12 protein-coding genes are annotated in these 18831 nt (G+C 39.9%); 8 read left to right on the top strand and 4 right to left on the bottom strand.

Going from position 1 to position 18831, the window contains the following annotated elements:
- Positions 1 to 188 precede the first annotated feature (188 nt).
- The gene (locus tag HCZ11_RS11520; RefSeq protein ID WP_167658469.1) at positions 189 to 1433 is read left to right on the top strand and encodes a DUF642 domain-containing protein; all 1245 of its coding nucleotides are present in this window, start codon (positions 189 to 191) and stop codon (positions 1431 to 1433) included.
- 59 nt (positions 1434 to 1492) lie between these two features.
- Here the strand turns inward: HCZ11_RS11520 and HCZ11_RS11515 are convergent, their stop codons facing one another.
- Positions 1493 to 2023, bottom strand: coding sequence for a thioesterase family protein (locus HCZ11_RS11515; protein ID WP_130051937.1), 531 nt, complete (start codon positions 2021 to 2023; stop codon positions 1493 to 1495).
- Between the two features lie 109 nt (positions 2024 to 2132).
- On the opposite strand from HCZ11_RS11515, the gene HCZ11_RS11510 reads away from it, so the two are divergent.
- The gene (locus tag HCZ11_RS11510) at positions 2133 to 2621 is read left to right on the top strand and encodes a hypothetical protein (RefSeq protein ID WP_167658468.1); all 489 of its coding nucleotides are present in this window, start codon (positions 2133 to 2135) and stop codon (positions 2619 to 2621) included.
- Between the two features lie 229 nt (positions 2622 to 2850).
- Here the strand turns inward: HCZ11_RS11510 and tyrR are convergent, their stop codons facing one another.
- The 3 genes from tyrR to bcsE form a co-directional block, all read right to left on the bottom strand.
- Positions 2851 to 4407 (bottom strand): transcriptional regulator TyrR, encoded by a 1557-nt coding sequence (gene tyrR, locus HCZ11_RS11505; RefSeq protein WP_130051939.1) that lies wholly within the window; start codon positions 4405 to 4407, stop codon positions 2851 to 2853.
- Positions 4408 to 4501: 94 nt separating this feature from the next.
- The gene (bcsG, locus tag HCZ11_RS11500; protein WP_167658467.1) at positions 4502 to 6082 is read right to left on the bottom strand and encodes a cellulose biosynthesis protein BcsG; all 1581 of its coding nucleotides are present in this window, start codon (positions 6080 to 6082) and stop codon (positions 4502 to 4504) included.
- 169 nt (positions 6083 to 6251) lie between these two features.
- A complete protein-coding gene (gene bcsE / locus HCZ11_RS11495; RefSeq protein WP_167658466.1) occupies positions 6252 to 7877 on the bottom strand; it encodes a cellulose biosynthesis protein BcsE in 1626 nt (541 codons plus the stop codon).
- A gap of 121 nt (positions 7878 to 7998) precedes the next feature.
- On the opposite strand from bcsE, the gene bcsR reads away from it, so the two are divergent.
- The 6 genes from bcsR to HCZ11_RS11465 are packed head-to-tail and all read left to right on the top strand — an operon-like array spanning position 7999 to position 18765.
- Entirely contained in the window at positions 7999 to 8226 is a 228-nt protein-coding gene (bcsR, locus tag HCZ11_RS11490) for a BcsR/BcsP family cellulose biosynthesis protein (RefSeq protein WP_130051942.1), read from the top strand.
- Positions 8223 to 8945: a cellulose biosynthesis protein BcsQ gene (bcsQ, locus tag HCZ11_RS11485; RefSeq protein ID WP_167658465.1), complete on the top strand. Its 723-nt coding sequence runs from the start codon at positions 8223 to 8225 to the stop codon at positions 8943 to 8945. The genes bcsR and bcsQ overlap by 4 nt, the downstream gene beginning before the upstream one ends.
- Positions 8935 to 11601, top strand: coding sequence for a UDP-forming cellulose synthase catalytic subunit (gene bcsA / locus HCZ11_RS11480; protein WP_167658464.1), 2667 nt, complete (start codon positions 8935 to 8937; stop codon positions 11599 to 11601). The genes bcsQ and bcsA overlap by 11 nt, the downstream gene beginning before the upstream one ends.
- Positions 11598 to 13847, top strand: a complete 2250-nt coding sequence (bcsB, locus tag HCZ11_RS11475) for a cellulose biosynthesis cyclic di-GMP-binding regulatory protein BcsB (RefSeq protein WP_167658463.1) — start codon at positions 11598 to 11600, stop codon at positions 13845 to 13847. The genes bcsA and bcsB overlap by 4 nt, the downstream gene beginning before the upstream one ends.
- A complete protein-coding gene (bcsZ, locus tag HCZ11_RS11470) occupies positions 13847 to 14962 on the top strand; it encodes a cellulose synthase complex periplasmic endoglucanase BcsZ (protein WP_167658462.1) in 1116 nt (371 codons plus the stop codon). The genes bcsB and bcsZ overlap by 1 nt, the downstream gene beginning before the upstream one ends.
- Positions 14953 to 18765 carry a cellulose synthase subunit BcsC-related outer membrane protein gene (locus HCZ11_RS11465; protein ID WP_167658461.1) on the top strand — a complete coding sequence of 1271 codons (3813 nt, stop codon included), beginning with the start codon at positions 14953 to 14955 and terminating at the stop codon, positions 18763 to 18765. The genes bcsZ and HCZ11_RS11465 overlap by 10 nt, the downstream gene beginning before the upstream one ends.
- Positions 18766 to 18831: the final 66 nt, after the last annotated feature.

Here is an 18831-nt window from a genome sequence, read left to right as displayed (position 1 = left end):
AAATATCAGACAAAAAATCATAAAAAAACAGGAAAGTAAAATAAGAAATTTCCCACCCCAAAAAACAACATTAAGATTCAAACACTTAAACACAAAAAACAATTAAAATAAAAAATACAAAATATAAATATTTGATATTTAAATTAATAACATTAAAATTTTAATATTAAAAAATAATGGAGAAATTCATGAAAAACTTTGTTACTAAACTAGCTGTTTTACCTCTAACTATTGTATCGGGTATTGCAATGGCTGGCACAAATTTAGTAGAAAACGGATCATTCGAAAACACAGATACAGTGACCGAACACAATGGTCAATGGCAGTTATTTAACGAGATTCCTGGCTGGACAAGAAGTACTCATGCTAAATTCGAAATTCAAACAAATAAACTAGGGATCGTGACTGCACAAGAAGGTAACCAATATCTAGAGCTTGACTCAACAGCCAATTACAGTATTTCTCAAAATATTACTACACAACCAGGCAAACAGTACGAGTTAACCTTTTACTATTCTGCCCGTAAGGAAGGTAATGAAACAACAAATAAAGCTGAAGTTTTTTGGAATGGTAGCTCTTTAGCTGTTGTTAATAGCTCAAGTAAAGGCTGGACAAAATATAGCTTCATCGTTGAAGCTGATAGCACAAGCTCGGTATTAAGCTTTGCAGGTACTGGTACATCTGATTCAGTAGGTGCATTCATCGATAACGTAGTAGTCACTGAAGTTGCTGAACCATGTGCTGTTGCAACAGGTTTATATGGTATTAATAACTTTGGCTCTGAGACTGAAGGCTATGTATACCACTTTAACCCAGAATCAAGCGCTGTAACTGTTGTTGCAGGCCTTAACAATACAGCATCAAATATTGCCAACAAAGACGGTATGCTGTATTTCATGGAGCAACTTGATAAGAATAGCAAAGCATCAAAAATCTATAGCCTAAATTTAGCCACTAACACACAAGCTGAAGTTGTAGATGCGACATCATTCCCTATTTACCGCTCAACGGTAACTGCAGATGGCCTGTTTTTACGTGCGACAAGCAAAACGTATTTGTATGACTTTGATCTAACTACAGGTGAGAAAACAGTATTAGGTAAGCTTTCGTATGAAGGTGACACATTTGCAGACGGCGACATCGCATACTCAAGTGACTACAACGTACTTTACGTGTTAACAGGAAAGGCGCTATATACTCTAGATGAAGGTAGCCTAGAGTTAACACTAATCGGTGAGCACGGTATAAACTGGGCATCAGGCCTTGCAATTGCTGATAACGGGACAATTTATATCTCAGGTAGAGAAAGCGGCGAAAATGCAAAAATCTACACCTTAGATCAAAACACCGCTGAAGCGACATTCGTAATGGATGGCCCAGCACACGTAAACGACTTAACGTTTGTTAGTGAAGCAGTTTGCGCAGCAGAGTAAACTGTGTTTAAAGCCATAAAATGCCAGCTTAGCTGGCATTTTTTTACTGACCTTTGGCATCACTTATTTGTGAGTTTCTTTTGTTCTAACATTTCTTTCCAGTGCATTACTTCTGCAGGCAGAATAGGTGCTACACCATTAAAACCAGCAACCTCAAGCATCTCTTCGACACTTACAACGCCTTTTTTGCGTTTAAAAACACCGCGCACATAAGCAATCGCGTGCAGGCCACGATCAGAGTGAAACTTTTGCTCAATATAAAAGTATTTATGATCCCAGCCAACCAAACGTGTACTAACCGTGTACCTTTGCATTGGTTTAATATCGCGAATATAGGTAATTGCAGTTGCGTTAACGATTGGAAACCAACGGCGTTTCATAATGTGCTTTAATAAACCTACTCGCTCAGTCATCCAGGTACGGGCAAGATCCATCATCGCTAAATAACGAGAATTAGTCAGATGGAAATTAATATCGCAATCCGTTGGTAACGCTTTGAATTCAATATCAATTGTGTCTAACAGTTGTTGATAATCACGATTACGTTTAATTTTAAAAAACAGTAGTATTAGTCGAAAATAGAGGTTCACGGCAAAGGTCTAACCAGTTGATGATGCACAAAGTGTATCACAGCATATTGCTAAGGCGAATATTCTGCTCTAATCTGTGCATATATTAGTATAAAAAAAGAATAACCTAATGAAATTTTTTAGTTTGGTAACTTTATTTAGTGCGAGTTTATTCACCACTTCAGCATTTGCTGACTTTAACTTTCCTGGTGAAGGTACTTTAAAATACCCAACGGGTGTAGAAAAGGCCTTTAATTTTGGCTTTGCGTGGCAACAAGATGCTGAAAAATTCTCGATTGGTGATAAAAGCTATGACATGTCTCTGCCAGAGTCATATTCAGTGGCAATTACACTTAGCAAAGACGAGGAACAAGTATGGGTGCAGGAGTTTAATAATGGCTTTATTGAGGGATTCACTTGGCAAATTGCCGATCACACCCTAAAACTCGAAAAGCGCAAATTTAGCGATACTGTAAAAGGCGATTATGTTATTAGCTTGGATAACCGAGATTACTTTTTTTCTCGCAATAACATCAGTATTGTTATTAAATTCGACAATGATGGTATTAAGAATATCGCCATTGATGGTGTCACCAAAGATATGGGTACCAAACAGTAATACCATTCGCTTAATTAATTGGTCTATTTTTAGGCAATAAAACCTCGTTGATTTCAAAAAATTTGTTATTTAGTAGTTCTAAATCAGAAATTTTTAACGCAGGTAGCGACAGCTATAATACCTCAAAATGGTTAAGTATTATTGCGGATTGGTATGATATTGAACAACAAAGAAAAAGGCTTGAGTTTTCACCCAAGCCTTTTTTATTTAATAAATTAAGTTAGTATCATTAAACCTTTACAGTCTTACGATTAATCCCATAATCTCGAAGCTTATTTGCTACTGCTGTATGACTTAAACCTAACCGCTTTGCAAGCTGACGAGAGCTTGGATAAGCAGGGTAAAGCTTGCGAAGTAAAGTCGCTTCAAAGCGTTTTACCGCTTGGTCTAAGGTTCCTTCAAAGTCAGACTCTAGATAACCTAAATCATGGGTAAACGTTGGTAACTGCAGATGCTCAATGCGCAATTCATTATCATCTAACAACGACACAGCACGATAAATCGCATTTTCTAATTGGCGCACGTTACCTGGCCATGGGTAATCTTGTAAAAAACGTAAACAATCTTCAGACATTACAGGCACAGAATGACCATTTTGCTGGGCATACTTTTGAATAAAATGCTCAGCCAAAGGGCCAATATCTGCTTTTCTATCACGTAATGGCGCAATTTCAAGGGTTAACACGTTAATTCGATAGTAAAGATCTTCTCGAAATGTTCCTTCTTGGACCATTGCAGGTAAGTCTTTTTGTGTTGCTGCAATAATCCTCACATTAACTTTAACTTCGTTTTCATCACCGACCTTACGGAAGGTACCGTCTTGTAAAAAACGTAGTAACTTAGTTTGCAGCTGAGTCGACATTTCACCGACTTCATCTAAAAACACTGTACCACCATCAGCTTGCTCTAGCACACCACGTTTAGGTGCTGCATTCTCTTCATAGCCTGCATAACCAAATAATTCTGACTCAGCGACATCATCTGGCAAAGAAGCACATGATAAAGCGATAAATGGTTTTACTGAACGGTTTGATGCGTAGTGGCAAGCACGGGCGAGTAACTCTTTACCTGTGCCTGTTTCACCAGTAATGAGGATCGGCGCTTCAAGCTGTGCCATTTTGCGTGCTTCACGAACAACACGACGCATTGCAGTACTAAAATTATGTATAGTTGCAAAGCTTTCTTGGCCATAACGGCGAAACGCACTTACTTGCTGACCTAGTCTACTTTGTGATTTGATATTGATAACTGCACCAGCTAACACATCCCCTTCTGCACCTTGTGGTACTGAAATTGGCAGAATATCAGCAATAAAGTCTTCGCCAGCTACTTCGACACGTGTTGTTTGGCCAAGTACTTCTTTACCTTCTAACCAGCGAGTAAAGTTAAAGCCTTTAAGCAAGTTATTTATATTAGCGCCAATAACTTCGCTCTCAGATAATTGCAAGTCGCGACACGCGGCATCATTACATAAACGCACCCAGCCTTTAGCGTCAATAGATATAACACCATCAGGTAATGCACGCAGTAATGTATTTAACTCATTATGCTCTCGCTCAGAAGGTAAGAATGCAGTCGTACGAACGTCTTTCACACCATCTATCAAGCGGATAGATGGCATAATTTTTTGGAATTGTTCAAATTCAATAGGCGGAAAGCTGACATACATTCGACAATTAACCGAATCTACTTCGATGCCTTTTAAATCAACTTGGTAACTCACCAAGATATTGAGAATCTCTTGTGCGATACCAATTCGGTCAGCACAGTGGATATCTAAACGCATTACATCCTCAAAAAACGGGAACCTATAGTATGAGAATGATACGCTAACTCCCTGCAACTGGGTAGTCTATTGTAAACAATTTAGGACAAATAACTTAATTAGTCGGGTACCTGGTCCATTCCCCTCCATCTAATTGAATGTAGGGCTGCCCTTTTATGTACATCATGACCGTATCTTCATTCTCTGCGACCTTGGCTGAAGTTGGTAAATTATCAAGCACTCGGTTAATTGGTACCGTCCCTGTGAACAAGTCAAGCTTCATCGTATTGTTGATTAACTCTGACAGTGAAAAATAACTCATTGTTTCATCGACGACATTCAGCCCCCCATGCTTTATATCAGGGCCGATGAATTTAACCGCAGTTGGCACTGAAACAATTGAAGGGCTCGGAATTTCGCGCAAACCAGAGAATTGTAGTTTATCACCCTGTAAGGCAGCCCCATGCTCTGGTACAACCACCAGCATTACATTTCGACCTTGTGCTTCTAACTCAGTTATAAACTTATCGATATCATTAAATAAGCGCTGTTGTCTAAGCGGATAGCTTTCAAAGCTATTCATACGTTCACGACCAGCAAGTTGATTACCATCGTGTAAGCTAATGGTGTTGTAATAAAGAGCCCTAGGCTGCTGACTTGTACCTTGTTTATTCAACCAGTTAGTGAGTATATCCGCATCAGAATAAATGGGTTTGCCATCAAACCCATATTGCGCAGCACTAAATTGACTAAAATCCAGTTTCGGCACAGAGACACCACCGTATTGTCTGATCAAACCAATAAAGTCATCAAAGTGACCATCGTGGTTAAGAGCAACGCTAGTCTTATAACCAAGTTTTGCAAGATTAGTGAATAACTGACATTGCTCGTCAACAGGTTTAAATAGTTGCTCTTGACTTGTTTGCCCACAACTTGCTCGTAACAAACGAATTGCCGCAGGACCACTGTACGACGTTGCTGAATTAAATTGGCTAAACAAGATATCAAAATCAGCAAATAAGTTACGTGGCTCAACACCTATCGCTTTTAAATCGGCCGTCGCTAAAGAGCATATATTAAGCACAACAACATCAAATGGTTGACCATTAAATACATCTGGAAACTGGCTTTGTAGTAAATTCTGTTGCTGGTAAAAGTCTTGTAACTGTTGATCTGGTGTCTTTTGTTTTGCTGTATCAGAAACTAAAACGGGTACTTGTTTTTTTGTAGTTTGGTTATTGCTTGCAACTTGAGTTGTAACCTCATCACTCGTAACAGCCCCACCTAACCAAAACGCATACATAAAGCCAATTATTGAAATACTGGTGTAACGCAACCACTTCACAGTAAACCAATAAAAAACCACTAAAGCAAAGAGCGCAAAAATCATATCGAGGCTAACAACGCGCGCTGTGATCTCAAAAAAGTAGCCGATGCTAAAGTCTTGTACATTGCCAGCTTGCTTGGTGAGCCTAGAAATCGGGGGCAACCACGAATCGTAATATAACAAGGCCGCACCTACCACCACACTCACAGCGTGTTTAAAACGAGACAACCATATATGTTGAAAAGAGATAGCTAGAAAAGCAAAAAATGCTAAGTTTGCAATTAAATCAAAAGAAATGTCACCTCGGCTATACAGAACAAACTTAACTAAAAAGTATAAATTCCAAACACCTAATCCTGAAAGCCTCACTTGTTATCCTTCTTGTGTCGTTTTGGCGTATAAGGGGTTAATAATACATGCCTAAATGTTAGTTTTCGGTAGAGCACTACGGCTTTATTAAACAATGCCTTACCTATATTACTCAATAAAATACCGATAAGCATTGCAACAATAAAAGTGATAAAAAACTGATTTAAGCTCATGATAGATCACCTTTTAAGGTCACTTTTACTGGCTCGGATATTGGTCGAATCACTTTTTTGAATTCCGGTGTCTCTGTATTTAAAGTCGCTATATCTGAACCTTTTGCATCAAAAATATAACTCACATTTTCTTGTAATTGTTGAGTAAAATCAGTTATTTCAACATTTGCAAAATTACGTTGTATACGGCGACATTCTTGCTGAATATAAAAATGATCGGCGATGACATTTTTAGACATAAAAAAGTCACTCACCTGTAATTTAAATAAATGCTTAATCGCACTTTCTACATCATGCTCTCGACAAGCATGCAGATATAGATAAATCGTGCCATCTGCAAAACTAAAAATATCTCCTTCACGTTTCACATGAAATAAATGCAATGGGTGTATAGCATCAATGCGAGGTAAAAGCTCTAGCATAACAAGCACCCCACTTACACCAAGATTTGCCGCAGAATCGCTATGTTTGGTAACCTGCTGTGCAAACTTGGTGATTGGTAGATAGCCTTTTGCTAAGGTATTTTCACTGTATTTCAGAACATCATCAATTGATTTAGGGAGTGGTCTTGAAAATTGAAATCCTTGAATTGACTGAATTTGTGATAGCAAACGCGAAGGCTCAGAATAACTATATAAAATAAGGTTAACCCCTAAAGTTAAAAATAAGCACTCGTCCTGATGACGAATTATGCCATCAACATTTTGAATTACTAATTTCAGTCGGCGACCACATTTCTTTCGAAGAGAGAAACAATCTTTGGCTAACGCTTTTAAATCAGTATATCGGGTAACTGCAAAAACTAACGTCGCTGATTTTTTGGTAAGCCCTTTAGAAAAAAGAGCATCATTATCATCAATTATTTTATAAAACACGGGTAGCTTTGTACCCTCAGGTACAGCACTCTGAGTTAGCCATACCTCGTCTTCATCAAAGTCTTGCTCCGTTGCTTGCGACTTATCATCAGCCTCTTGCTCTACCTCAACTAATGCAAGTTGACCATCATGAAGCTGTAAATTAACCGAACGCCCAGCGATAACTCCTTCTTTATGACACCAATAATCATACTCAAGAGTGCGAATTGATGCCTCTTGAGTTATATAAATAAGGCCATCAAAGAAACGGTTTAAGGCTAATAACTGACGTCTCAATTCACTGACATAAGCACCTGACATTAAAAACACTAAAGTGACATTTTTTGATTGTGACAAAGCAACATAGAGCTTGAGTTTTTCACCAAGCTGCTGTTCGTTCAAAGAGACTAAATGTTCTGAATCGACATGCACGATAACCGTACTGTTTTTCAGTTGCTCATACTGTTTTATTTCGTTAATAACACCACGGGAAAAATGCAAACTTTTTGATACATTCTCATTATGATGTAAATGGAATGGGTGAAGCACCTTTTGTTCGAACAGGGTAAATAATAACTCGCTTCCCTCTCCTTCGAAAAATAATTCGACTTGTTCAGAAAGCAAAAAAACCGAGTCTTTATGATTGGTTAAAAGATGCCTTGTTAACTCTAATAGCTGATTATCTAGCGGGGCAAGTAAAGCATAGTTTGCGCCTCGCTTTAGCTCAGAGAAAGCTCCGTTTAGTCCTGTAATATTTAAATGAGGCACCAACAAACCCTTAAAAAAGATACTTTAGTACTAGTTTTAAACGCTATTCTATATATAATGCAGATTATGTCCATGGATCGTGAACATTTTTAAGCTAATTTTTCTCATAACGGTTTTTTAGATGAATGACTTTGCAGTAAAAAATTCACACACCTTAACTCAATACGATATTGAAAAGTTGTTACGACAATTTGGCGGCAAGGAAACGGATTATGTTGAAATTGTTGATGTTGAAAAAAATCGCAAAACGATTGAAAAGTACCCTTTGCTTAACGATATCGCATTAGCAACAACACAAACACAGAGCACGAAAAAAGTTAACAAAAACGCAATAAAGAATCATAAATGAAGCGAATTTTTATAAAAGGAATTAAAGGTGGCACTGGTACAACATCTATTGTGGCCAACCTTGCTTGTGCTTTGAGAAAATCAAATGTGCCTGTGTATGCCATCGATTTAGATCCAAAAGGCGACTTAGGCCTACATCTTGGTCTTGCGTGGGAGCATCAGCTAGGCTGGAGTGATTACCCAAACTTTGCCTCTGCATGTGAGCAGTTTCACCAAGATAACGATGGCGTAAAGTTTTTACCCTATGGCAGCCGTTCGAACTTAGGGTTAGACTTTTCATGTATTATAGAGAGTTGTCAGCAGCTTAATGACAGCGATGACAGCTGGTTTTTATTTGACTGCCCAGCCCATGTTGATGTGCACCGCTATTCGCTAAATGAAGACGATATATTCCTTGAGATTATTAATTGTGATGCAATTTGTCACAGCTTTGCTTTCAAACGTTTAAACACTCTAAAGCAGGCTGAATCATCATGGCAGCATTATTTTTTAACCAATAAATATAATTCAGCCTCTGAGCTTGAATCAGATTTATTGCAGCTTTGGCAAACTGAATTACCATTAATTGCACCTTTATATATCAACAAAGATGAAGTTATCAAAGAAGCAACTGCATTTAGAAATGTGGCAATTAACTGTGCTCCATACAGTGTTGCTAATGATGACTTTGAAACGCTAGCCGGTTGGCTTGTAAGCCGCGCGAGTCAGAATGACCAATAGCACCCATTCACTCGGTGTCACACACCGACTACTTAAAGGTATTTTAGGGTTGTTTTTAACGAAGCAACTTGTCCGCTTCGTATTTATAAAATTTTATAGTTATTACAACCAACACAAAATGAGCCTATTGGGAGCGATTTTACTCCCCTTCTTTGTGCTTTTTTTGTCATTGTTTATTAAATTAGATAACAATAAAAAACGTGAGTTAAAGCTTAAACTTAAACGCTTGTATCCTCATGTTTCTCAACCAGTACTTACACCAAGCAATTGCATTCGGATTGCATTGCAAAGTGTGTACCTTGCGCTATTCAATACCACCACAACCTCACAGCAACATATCGCCGTTGAGCAGCGTAAATCTTGGCGTAAAATCACGCGATCAGCTCGCTTATTGAGACTGGCAGACAGTAAACTAGTACGCTCTTTTAAAGGGCTTTGGTTAGTTGCTAGAAAGCAAACAAAAACTAAATCATATAAAGCAGTGAGTCGCTCTCCACTTTGGAGAAACAGCACCTTGAAGGTCGCTTTTTTCACTCTCATTATTTTTGCGGTGGCTATATTTGTAACCGTGCCATTTAGTATTGAAGCGCAAGCAGTGTTCATTAGTTTAATTTTGGTTGTTGCTTATTCTCTAAGGCGGGTTGAAGGGAAAATGGCCACTATTGTGATGATCACCCTTTCTGTGACAACCTCTACACGTTATCTATGGTGGCGCTACACTGACACTCTTAACTGGGGTGACCCTTTAGCCCTTACCCTAGGGATTGGTTTACTGCTTGCTGAAAGTTACGCTTGGTTAGTACTAATATTAGGCTTTTTCCAAACCATCAATCCATTAAACCGTAAACCAATCGCGTTAGGAAAAGACACAGCAAACTGGCCAACAGTTGATATTTATATTCCTACTTATAATGAGCCGCTTGATGTTGTGAAGCCAACAACAATCGCCGCGCAAAGTATTGATTGGCCTGCAGATAAGCTTAACATTTATATTTTAGATGATGGTAAGCGCCCTGAATTTGCCGAATTCGCAAAGCAAATTGGTGTTGGTTATTTAACTCGCCCTGATAACAACCATGCCAAAGCCGGTAACATGAACCATGCGATGAAAGTAACTAATGGCGACTACATTGCTATTTTTGACTGTGACCATATCCCTGCTCGCTCATTCTTACAAATGACAATGGGACAATTCATCAATGACAGTAAAGTGTGTTTAGTACAAACACCTCACCACTTTTTTTCTGCCGATCCATTTGAGCGCAACCTCAAAAACCATCGTAAAATCCCAAATGAAAATATGTTGTTCTATGGCTTAATTCAAGATGGCAACGATATGTGGGATGCGACCTTCTTTTGTGGTTCGTGTGCTGTTTTAAGGCGCAGTGCCCTTGAAGAAATTGGTGGTTTTGCCGTAGAAACCGTCACTGAAGATGCCCACACTGCTTTGAGAATGCAGCGCGCTGGCTACAAAACAACATATATTAATATTCCACAAGCCGCCGGCCTAGCTACAGATAGTTTATCTGCCCACGTTGGTCAACGTATTCGCTGGGCACGCGGCATGGCACAAATATTCCGATTAGATAACCCGCTGTTTGGTAAGGGCCTAAATATCGCGCAGCGCTTGTGCTATTTAAACGCTATGTTGCACTTTTTATCAGGCATTCCTCGAATTGTATTCTTAACAGCGCCACTGGCATTAATTTATTTTAATGCGCAAATTATCTATGCACCGTTTGTTGCCATCTTTCTTTATATTGTGCCAACCCTGTTACAGGTAAAAATAACCAACTCTCGAATTCAAGGTAAATACCGCTATTCATTTTGGGGCGAAGTTTATGAGTCAGTACTTGCTTGGTATATTTTAAAACCCACGACAGTTGCGCTTATAAACCCGAATAAGGGTAAATTTAACGTGACTGAAAAAGGCGGTTTAAACAAACAAGATCACTACGACTGGACGATTTCAAAGCCCTATATCATCTTGTTACTTGTTAACGTGTTGGGTATGGCCTATGGCGTGTTCAGATTGTTCTTTGGTGACAGCTCACAAATAGGTGTACTGGTCATTAGCATGTTATGGGCAAGCTATAACGTGATAATTCTAGGTGCAGCTGTGGCCGTTGCCGCTGAAGCAAAACAAGTGCGCAGCTCACATCGTATAAAAGCAAACTTCCCTGCAGCCATTCGTCTGGCTAATGGCCGTACCATTAAAGTTAAAATTACTGATTACTCAAACAATGGTGTTGGTCTGGAAACTGAACATACCCATCTTTGCCGTGTAAACGATAAGGTAGAGCTGTTAATGAGTCGTGGCTTAAAGCAGTTTTCATTTCCAACTTATATCTGTAACACCCGCGATAAACAACTGGGTCTTACCCTCAGGGATTTAGATTTAGAAAAACAAAAAGCCTTTATTCAATGCACTTTCTCACGTGCTGATGCTTGGCTTGATTGGCAAGAAAACTTTAAACACGACAAGCCTTCATACAGCTTTTCTCACGTTTTTTATACCAGTCTAAGAGGCTTTAAGAACTTGATTTTCCATGCCCCAAATGAATTAAGACCCGCGATTGCGTTTGCATCAAGAGTCTTGTACTTTGTGGCGTCGTTATTACCTAAAAAACCAACAAAAGTACTAAAAACATCATGATAAAAACTTTTTTAACCTTGTTATTAGCTTTTGGCACACTCGGCATATCTGGCTGGGCGATAAGTGCTGAGCCTCTCTCTAATAAAGCGATTTTTGATGATGGTTACCCAGAACAAGCACCAATTGAAAGCATGACGCTAAGCTTTGAAAAGCTTGGTTTAAGCAAGTTCAAGCTTGATGGAGTGAGTAATAGTACCCGTGTTGATTTTACAAACCGCCTCGATAAATTAGGGAAAAAACTGACTCTAGACTTTTCATACACAACTTCACCATCACTTATTGGTCGTGTCTCACATTTGAAAATTTTCTTAAATGAAAACCTTGTCACTGTGCTACCTATTGATGATAAGACAACGCCAATTGGCACAGTCTCTGAGCGCAGCATTGTTCTTAACCCTAAGCTAATTAAAGACTTTAACCAAATTCGCTTCGAACTAGTCGGTTTTTACGATCTGGTTTGTCAGGATGACTATAGTAAAACAATATGGGCCGAGCTTAGTAAAAGCAGCCGTATTTCTATTGACCGTCAGTCACTTGCTCTTGAAAGCTTACTTGAGTATTTCCCTGCACCATTTTTTGACTCACGTGACTACAATAAGGTCACTTTACCATTCGTTTTTGCATCACAACCTGATGAAAACGCACTCGAAGCAGCGGCTGCACTATCAAGCTTTTTTGGCGCACAGGCAAAATGGCGCAAAGCGCAATTCCCAGTGCAAATTAATGCAACACCAACAGAACATAGTGTCGTATTCGCAACAAACGACAACAAACCTGATTTTTTATTGAATTACCCTGATGTTGAAAAGCCTACCGTAGAAATCATCAGCAGCCCGACTCAGCGTTACGCCAAAATACTTCTGGTTTTAGGTAAAGACACCGCGCAATTGAAAGAAGCCGTTGTTGGTTTAGTCTTTGGCTATAAAGTAATGACAGGTCGCAGTGCAATCATCGAAGCAATTAGCAACTTACCACTTAGAGAAGCTTATGATGCGCCACTGTGGGTGCGTTCTGATCGCGCAGTGAGCTTTGATGAGTTTATTGAATACCCAACCCAACTTCAGTCAGAGGGTTATCGCGGTCTGCCAGTTCGTTTAGATTTACGCTTTGCACCAGATTTATTCACTTGGCGTGAAAACGGTATTCCTATTACTTTGAATTACCGCAACACACCAGTTGAGAAAAACATGTTGTCGCGTTTAAATATGCTGATAAACGATAAATTTGTGGATGGCTTTATTCTTGATAATGAAGGTGGTAAGACTATTACAACCAATACCTTATTGCCTCTACTTTCAGATTACAACCCAACAAAAACTCGCCAAGATTTTGAATTAACAGGCCTTGATTTAACAACTAAGAATCAACTAACTTATGATTTTAATTTTGCAGTAGTAAAAACAGGTGAGTGTAGTGCCATTCCTGCCGGTGGTGAGTTTGGTGCAATTGATGGCAGCTCAACGATTGATGTAAGTGACTTCCATCACTACATTGCCATGCCAAACTTACGCGCTTTTGCAAATGGTGGTTTTCCATTCACCAAATATGCCGATTTACACCAAAGTACTTTAGTAATGGAAGCTAACAGCTCAGTTAATGCGATTAGCTTATTACTTAACTTCACAGGTCATTTAGGCGCTATTACTGGCTATCCTGCGCACCGTTTAGACATTCAATTTCCAAGCAACCAATTTGCGCTAAAAGATAAAGACATTATTATCATTGGTAAGCCTGATTCTTTCTTAACATCGCTTGCCGAAGACAGCGCGTTAAGTGTGCTGTTCAACAACAACCAACGCATTGTCGATCAAGCTATCTACAATGGTGCATATGACACCAAAGGCGCTGAAAAAATTAAAGTAAACATAAGTAGCATTGGTCGTTTAGCCGTGATGTCAGGATTCCAGTCACCGTTCGATTCAGACCGCTCAGTAGTTTCTTTGATTGCCAGTAATGAAAGTGCTTATGCACTACTAACTGATGCCCTATTAAATGAAGAAAAAACGGTTCAAATTACAGGTAGTTCAGCAATTATTAATAGCCAAGGCATCAAAACGATTAAAACCGATGAGCAGTATTTTGTCGGTCACGTGCCTATTCATACGCTCATTTGGTTTCACTTTTCAGACCGTCCAGTACTGTTAGCGATTTTATCGCTACTAACACTATTACTTATTTCATTTATGTTGTGGCGAGTGCTCGCACTACTAACCAAAAAACGTTTATCTGAAGGAGATAAAGCATAATGAAAACTATCGCTTCTTTATTATTCGTTTTTATTTATTCTACCAATGCATTGGCTCAGTTAAGTTGTAGTACATGGCCGCAGTGGAATAACTTTAAAACTCACTTCATTACACCAGAAGGACGAGTGATTGATTTAGGCAGTGAATACAGCATTACCACTTCAGAGGGGCAATCTTATGCGCTATTCTTTGCTTTACTTGCAAATGATAAAGCCAGCTTTGATAAATTACTTGAATGGACCGAAGTGCACCTTTCTGAAGGTGATTTAAGCACCCGTTTACCAGCATGGCAATGGGGAATAAAGCAAAACCAAGGACAAATCCTTGATTCAAATCCAGCGTCTGATTCAGATTTATGGATTGCTTATAGCCTTTCACAAGCTGCAATATTATGGAATGAAAGACGCTATGCAGTGCTCAGCTCAGTACTTGCTGAGCGCATCATTCGCGAAGAAACAGCGCAGATACCAAACCTTGGTCTGACTCTATTACCTGGGCCAACAGGCTTTAAAAAAGACAGTCACTGGAAGTTAAACCCAAGCTATGCACCGCTATTTATATTTGCGCAATTTGCGCACCTATACCCGCATTCACCTTGGCAAACATTACACGATAACTCTGCGCAGTTATTAATAGATACAGCACCTAAAGGTGTTAGCCCTGACTGGGTTAATTACAGTGTTGAAAAAGGCTTTTATCATGATAAAAAAGCTCCAGCAACCGGCAGTTATAATGCGATTCGTGTCTACCTTTGGGCTAGCATGATGGCTAATAATGCTGCATATAAAAAAAACCTCACTGAACAGTTTAAACCTTTTGTTGATAGCATCGTCTCTTCAGGCAAAGTGCCACTTGAAACCAATGCGCTAACGGGAAAAACATCAGGCAACGCCCCAAGTGGCTTTATTGCGGCATTACTACCACTGCTTGCAGAAGATAATGCTTCACAAACTGTCACTGCGCTACAGCAGCAAATCATGATGGATAAACGCTTTACCAACAGCCGCTATTACGACAGCGTATTGTATTTATTTGCTAATAGCGCCCTGAATAAGCGTTTTAGTATTGATAAAAACGGGGCTTTAACAACTAACTGGAGCAATGAATGCCGATAAAGTGGCTACTTGCTGCAGTTTTAGCAAGCTCCAGTGCATCCGCAGCAAATAACAAGGACCTTAATAGTCAATCAATTGATTGGTTAATTAGCCAAGTACAACTTGGTGAAATTGAGCGTGATAATCAGTTAATGGCCGACAGCTTAGAAAAGCTGCAAAGCATTGCACCTAAAAATACTCAAGTGCAATGCGCCGAGGTGCGTGTGTTATATAGCCTCAAAGAAACCGACAAAGCCAATGTGCGCTTAGCAGAGCTTAGTAATCTGTCGCATCCGTGCGTAACAAGCTTAACCCTACTTGCACGCGTCAATAATCAAGACAAAGAAGCGGTTCAACAAGCCAGACTTCGTGCCAGGGCCGGACAATACAGTGACGCGGTAAAAATCTACAATCGGCTATTTAAATCCGCCTACCCTAATATTGAATATGAGCTGGAGCACATAAACTGGCTTGCTCAAGATCCAAATCAATATCAGCAAGCATTACGTGGTTATCGTTCTTTACTAAAACGCTACCCAAATAGCGGCCGTTTTGAGCTTGCCTATGCACGTCACTTATTAAAGCAAAACCCAACAAATAAAGAAGCCATTGCATTACTGAGCCATTATGCACACAGTAACCAATACGGTGTTGAAGCTGAATTTGCTTGGCTTGCGGCACTTGAAAATATGCCGCTTAATAAACAAACTGAACGCGAATATCAGCGTTACTTTGCTGCTTACCCAAAAAGCAGTAAAGGTCAGTTGCAATTTAGTGACTTTAAAAAAGCACATTTAGCTGAGCAAAAGAAACAAGCCGATCCAGCTTACCAAACATGGCTTAAAGGCAGCACAGAGCTTGAAAAACGCCATTTTAATACAGCTGAAAAACTATTTAAAAAAGCTCTACAAGGCCGACCTCAAGACCCTGAAATATACAATAGTCTTGGGTTATTAAATCTTAGACAAGGTAGAAATGCCAAAGCGTACCAGTACTTTAAAAAAGCCCAACAATATAGTATCGATACAAATCGTATTACTGTATTTATAGGTTTGGCCAATACCGCACGTTTTTGGCAATACATAGATGAAGCTAAATCGGCCATAAATAGCAATGAATTGAAACGTGCAGATCTCAAACTTGATTTAGCTGATACCTTAAATGAAGACCCGAATACCGTGCTGTTTTACCGCGCAGAACTTGCTAAGCAAGCTGGGCAATACCAAAACGCGATGAATTTCTATAAGCAAGTGCTAAAAGACGATCCCTTGCAACAGGCTACCTTGAGCGCCATGCTCGAATTAACTGCCTCAGATGGTAATTATGCTCGTAGTCATCGTTTTTATAACCGCTTAAATCAACAACAACGGGCATTGATTACTGAAGATTACACGCTATTACAAACACAACAATTGCGAGCCCGCGCTGATGACCTTACTGCCAAAGGTAAGCTAGATGAAGCAGTTGATGTGTTACTTTTGGCAATCAAACAAAGCCCTCGTCAAAGTTGGCTCTATTATGACCTTGCAAATTTATACCAACAACAAGGTTTGGTTGATCATGCCAAAGCTCTTTATAAAAAAACCTTGTGGCAATTTCCGTTAGATGCAGAGCTACGCTATAGCCATGCTTTATTTTTACGTTCGTTGAATGATTTTCAAGGAGCATTGGCAACCTTAGATTACATTCCAAATAACGCGCGTACTGAACAAATCAATGTACTCACAGAGCAATTGAGCATTAATACCAAGCTTGAAAGACTCTCTGCCAATAATACAGCCACTAATAAGGCCACGGTGATTTATAAGCTCACCGAGTTAGAAGCACAACCATTAACGCCTTTAATGCAAGCAGAGCTTGCCAGCCAATGGCAACAAATTAATGAGCAACAATATGCGATTAGGCAGCTGAAAAAAGCCCTAATTCGTGATCCAAGCTTGAGTCCTTATTGGCATATGACCTATGCAGCTTGGCTTATTGAAAGCGACGATAAAAATGCCTCTGATATCTGGTTTGCTAACTATCAACTGCCGAGTAACGCAACCGATGCTGAGCAGTCACAATGGCTAGCACTGCAAATAAACTATATTAATCGCTTTAGCGATAGTAACCAAAGAGTTACCAAGCTGTCTGCCCTTGCATCACAATACCCTGATAACTCAGAACTGTCAGAAGCATTAATCAATGCTCATATCGAGCAAAGCAATAGTAACGAAGCTATTACTCGCTTTGAGCAGCACATCGCTAAAGGTCAAACAGTGTCAACGGATACCGCTTTGGCTATTGCAACACTTGCTCGTCAGCAGCAAAGAGATGATCTAGCTGATCGCATCATTGCTGGGCAAATTAATCAAGTTTCGAGCGAGCAAAGCTATCGTCAGCAGCAATTAATGGCTGCACTTGAACCATTTGAAGATACTCAGAGCGCAATAAATCTAGCTGAGCAATTGCTGGCTAAATCCAACAATAACCAAGAGCTCTATTATCAAGCTGCTGCGGTTGCACAAGCTAAGCACCAGAATAAGCTTGCTCAAAGCTGGTACCGTGCGGCAGTTGACCCATACGCTGCTACGAGCAACTTAAGTGATGAGCAGAACTATGAGCTTTATGCCCTTGATGAAAATGAAGCGTGGTATGTCAATAATGCTAAGCGCCAATTGCAAGGCATCGAGCGAGATGAGCAAGCGTATATTACCGCCGCAATCAACTTAAGTAGCCAAACCAGTACGCAAAATGAGTCAACCCTCGGCGCTGGTGCAAGCCCTATTGAAGCAGGTTTCCCTTTGTGGGGTGGCACAGGGATTGTGAAATTAGACCCGATGACAATATCAAGCCAAGAAACCCGCTTTGATGAAACCTTTGCTGGTAGTCGCTATGGTCAAGGGGCCCTCTGTATTTTTGATTGCCCACTTTTAAGTATAAAACCAAAGCAACAAGGTATGGATATTGGCCTTGCTTGGCAAAACGAGCAATGGCGCATTGATGTTGGTACTACTCCACTTGGCTTTCTAGTCGAAGATATCGTGTGGGGCGTTAATTACAAAGGTGATTTAGGCGACTTTGGTTATGGCGTCACGTTTAATAAACGCCCAGTAACTAGCTCTGTATTATCTTACGCCGGACTTGAAGATGTCTTTACCAACCAAGTATGGGGTGGCGTTAGAGCAACGCAATTACAACTTAGCCTATCCCATGACCTAGGCCTAGACTGGGGTTTTTGGGGCAGCACCAACTATCAAATCTTGCAAGGTAAAAATGTAAAAGACAACCAAAGCTACAGCCTAATGGGTGGTAGTTACTATCGCTATATTCGCGAAAGAAACGCCGAATTAAGCCTAGGTCTTAACTTATTACACTGGTCATATAAGTATAATTTAAGTGAAGAAACCTGGGGACATGGTGGCTATTACAGTCCGCAAAACTACTTGGGTGCTTCTTTACCTGTTATTTTTGATAAACGGGTTGGTCATAATTTTATTTATAGGCTTCGTGCTGGGGTATCTTGGTCTACCACTACCACTGACGACATCGCATTTTTCCCGAACGACCCTATTTTGCAAGGCCAAGCAGAAGCTCAAACAGCCGTAACAGGTGTTGTGCCATACTTTGAGGGCGATACCAGCAGCGGCTTATCGTATAACTTAGGGGCAAGTTTTGAGTATCGATTCACTCCTCATTGGTTCTTTGGTGGTTACTTCAACCTAGATAGAGCCGATTTTTACGAACCGAATTACGCTCAGCTGTACTTCCGTTATTACTTTAATCCGGTGTATAGCGAGCTGGCATTCCCTGGGAAACCTGTTGTGCCTTATGCAAGCTACTAACCATCGCATCCCAAGGGGCAAGTGTCGCAAGATCTTCCCCTCACCATAAGGTCTATGTATACTGTA

The organism is Pseudoalteromonas sp. HF66 (genome assembly GCF_011806445.1).
Lineage (GTDB): Bacteria > Pseudomonadota > Gammaproteobacteria > Enterobacterales > Alteromonadaceae > Pseudoalteromonas > Pseudoalteromonas apostichopi.
The sequence above is the reverse complement of the archived record's forward strand: the minus strand, read 5'-3'. Positions and strand labels throughout refer to the sequence as shown.

Coding starts and splice junctions, on each gene's coding strand:
- HCZ11_RS11520 (WP_167658469.1), top strand. CDS start 189: ATGAAAAACTTTGTTACTAAACTAGCTGTTTTACCTCTAACTATTGTA.
- HCZ11_RS11510 (WP_167658468.1), top strand. CDS start 2,133: ATGAAATTTTTTAGTTTGGTAACTTTATTTAGTGCGAGTTTATTCACC.
- tyrR (WP_130051939.1), bottom strand. CDS start 4,407: ATGCGTTTAGATATCCACTGTGCTGACCGAATTGGTATCGCACAAGAG.
- bcsR (WP_130051942.1), top strand. CDS start 7,999: ATGAATGACTTTGCAGTAAAAAATTCACACACCTTAACTCAATACGAT.
- bcsQ (WP_167658465.1), top strand. CDS start 8,223: ATGAAGCGAATTTTTATAAAAGGAATTAAAGGTGGCACTGGTACAACA.
- bcsA (WP_167658464.1), top strand. CDS start 8,935: ATGACCAATAGCACCCATTCACTCGGTGTCACACACCGACTACTTAAA.
- bcsB (WP_167658463.1), top strand. CDS start 11,598: ATGATAAAAACTTTTTTAACCTTGTTATTAGCTTTTGGCACACTCGGC.
- bcsZ (WP_167658462.1), top strand. CDS start 13,847: ATGAAAACTATCGCTTCTTTATTATTCGTTTTTATTTATTCTACCAAT.
- HCZ11_RS11465 (WP_167658461.1), top strand. CDS start 14,953: ATGCCGATAAAGTGGCTACTTGCTGCAGTTTTAGCAAGCTCCAGTGCA.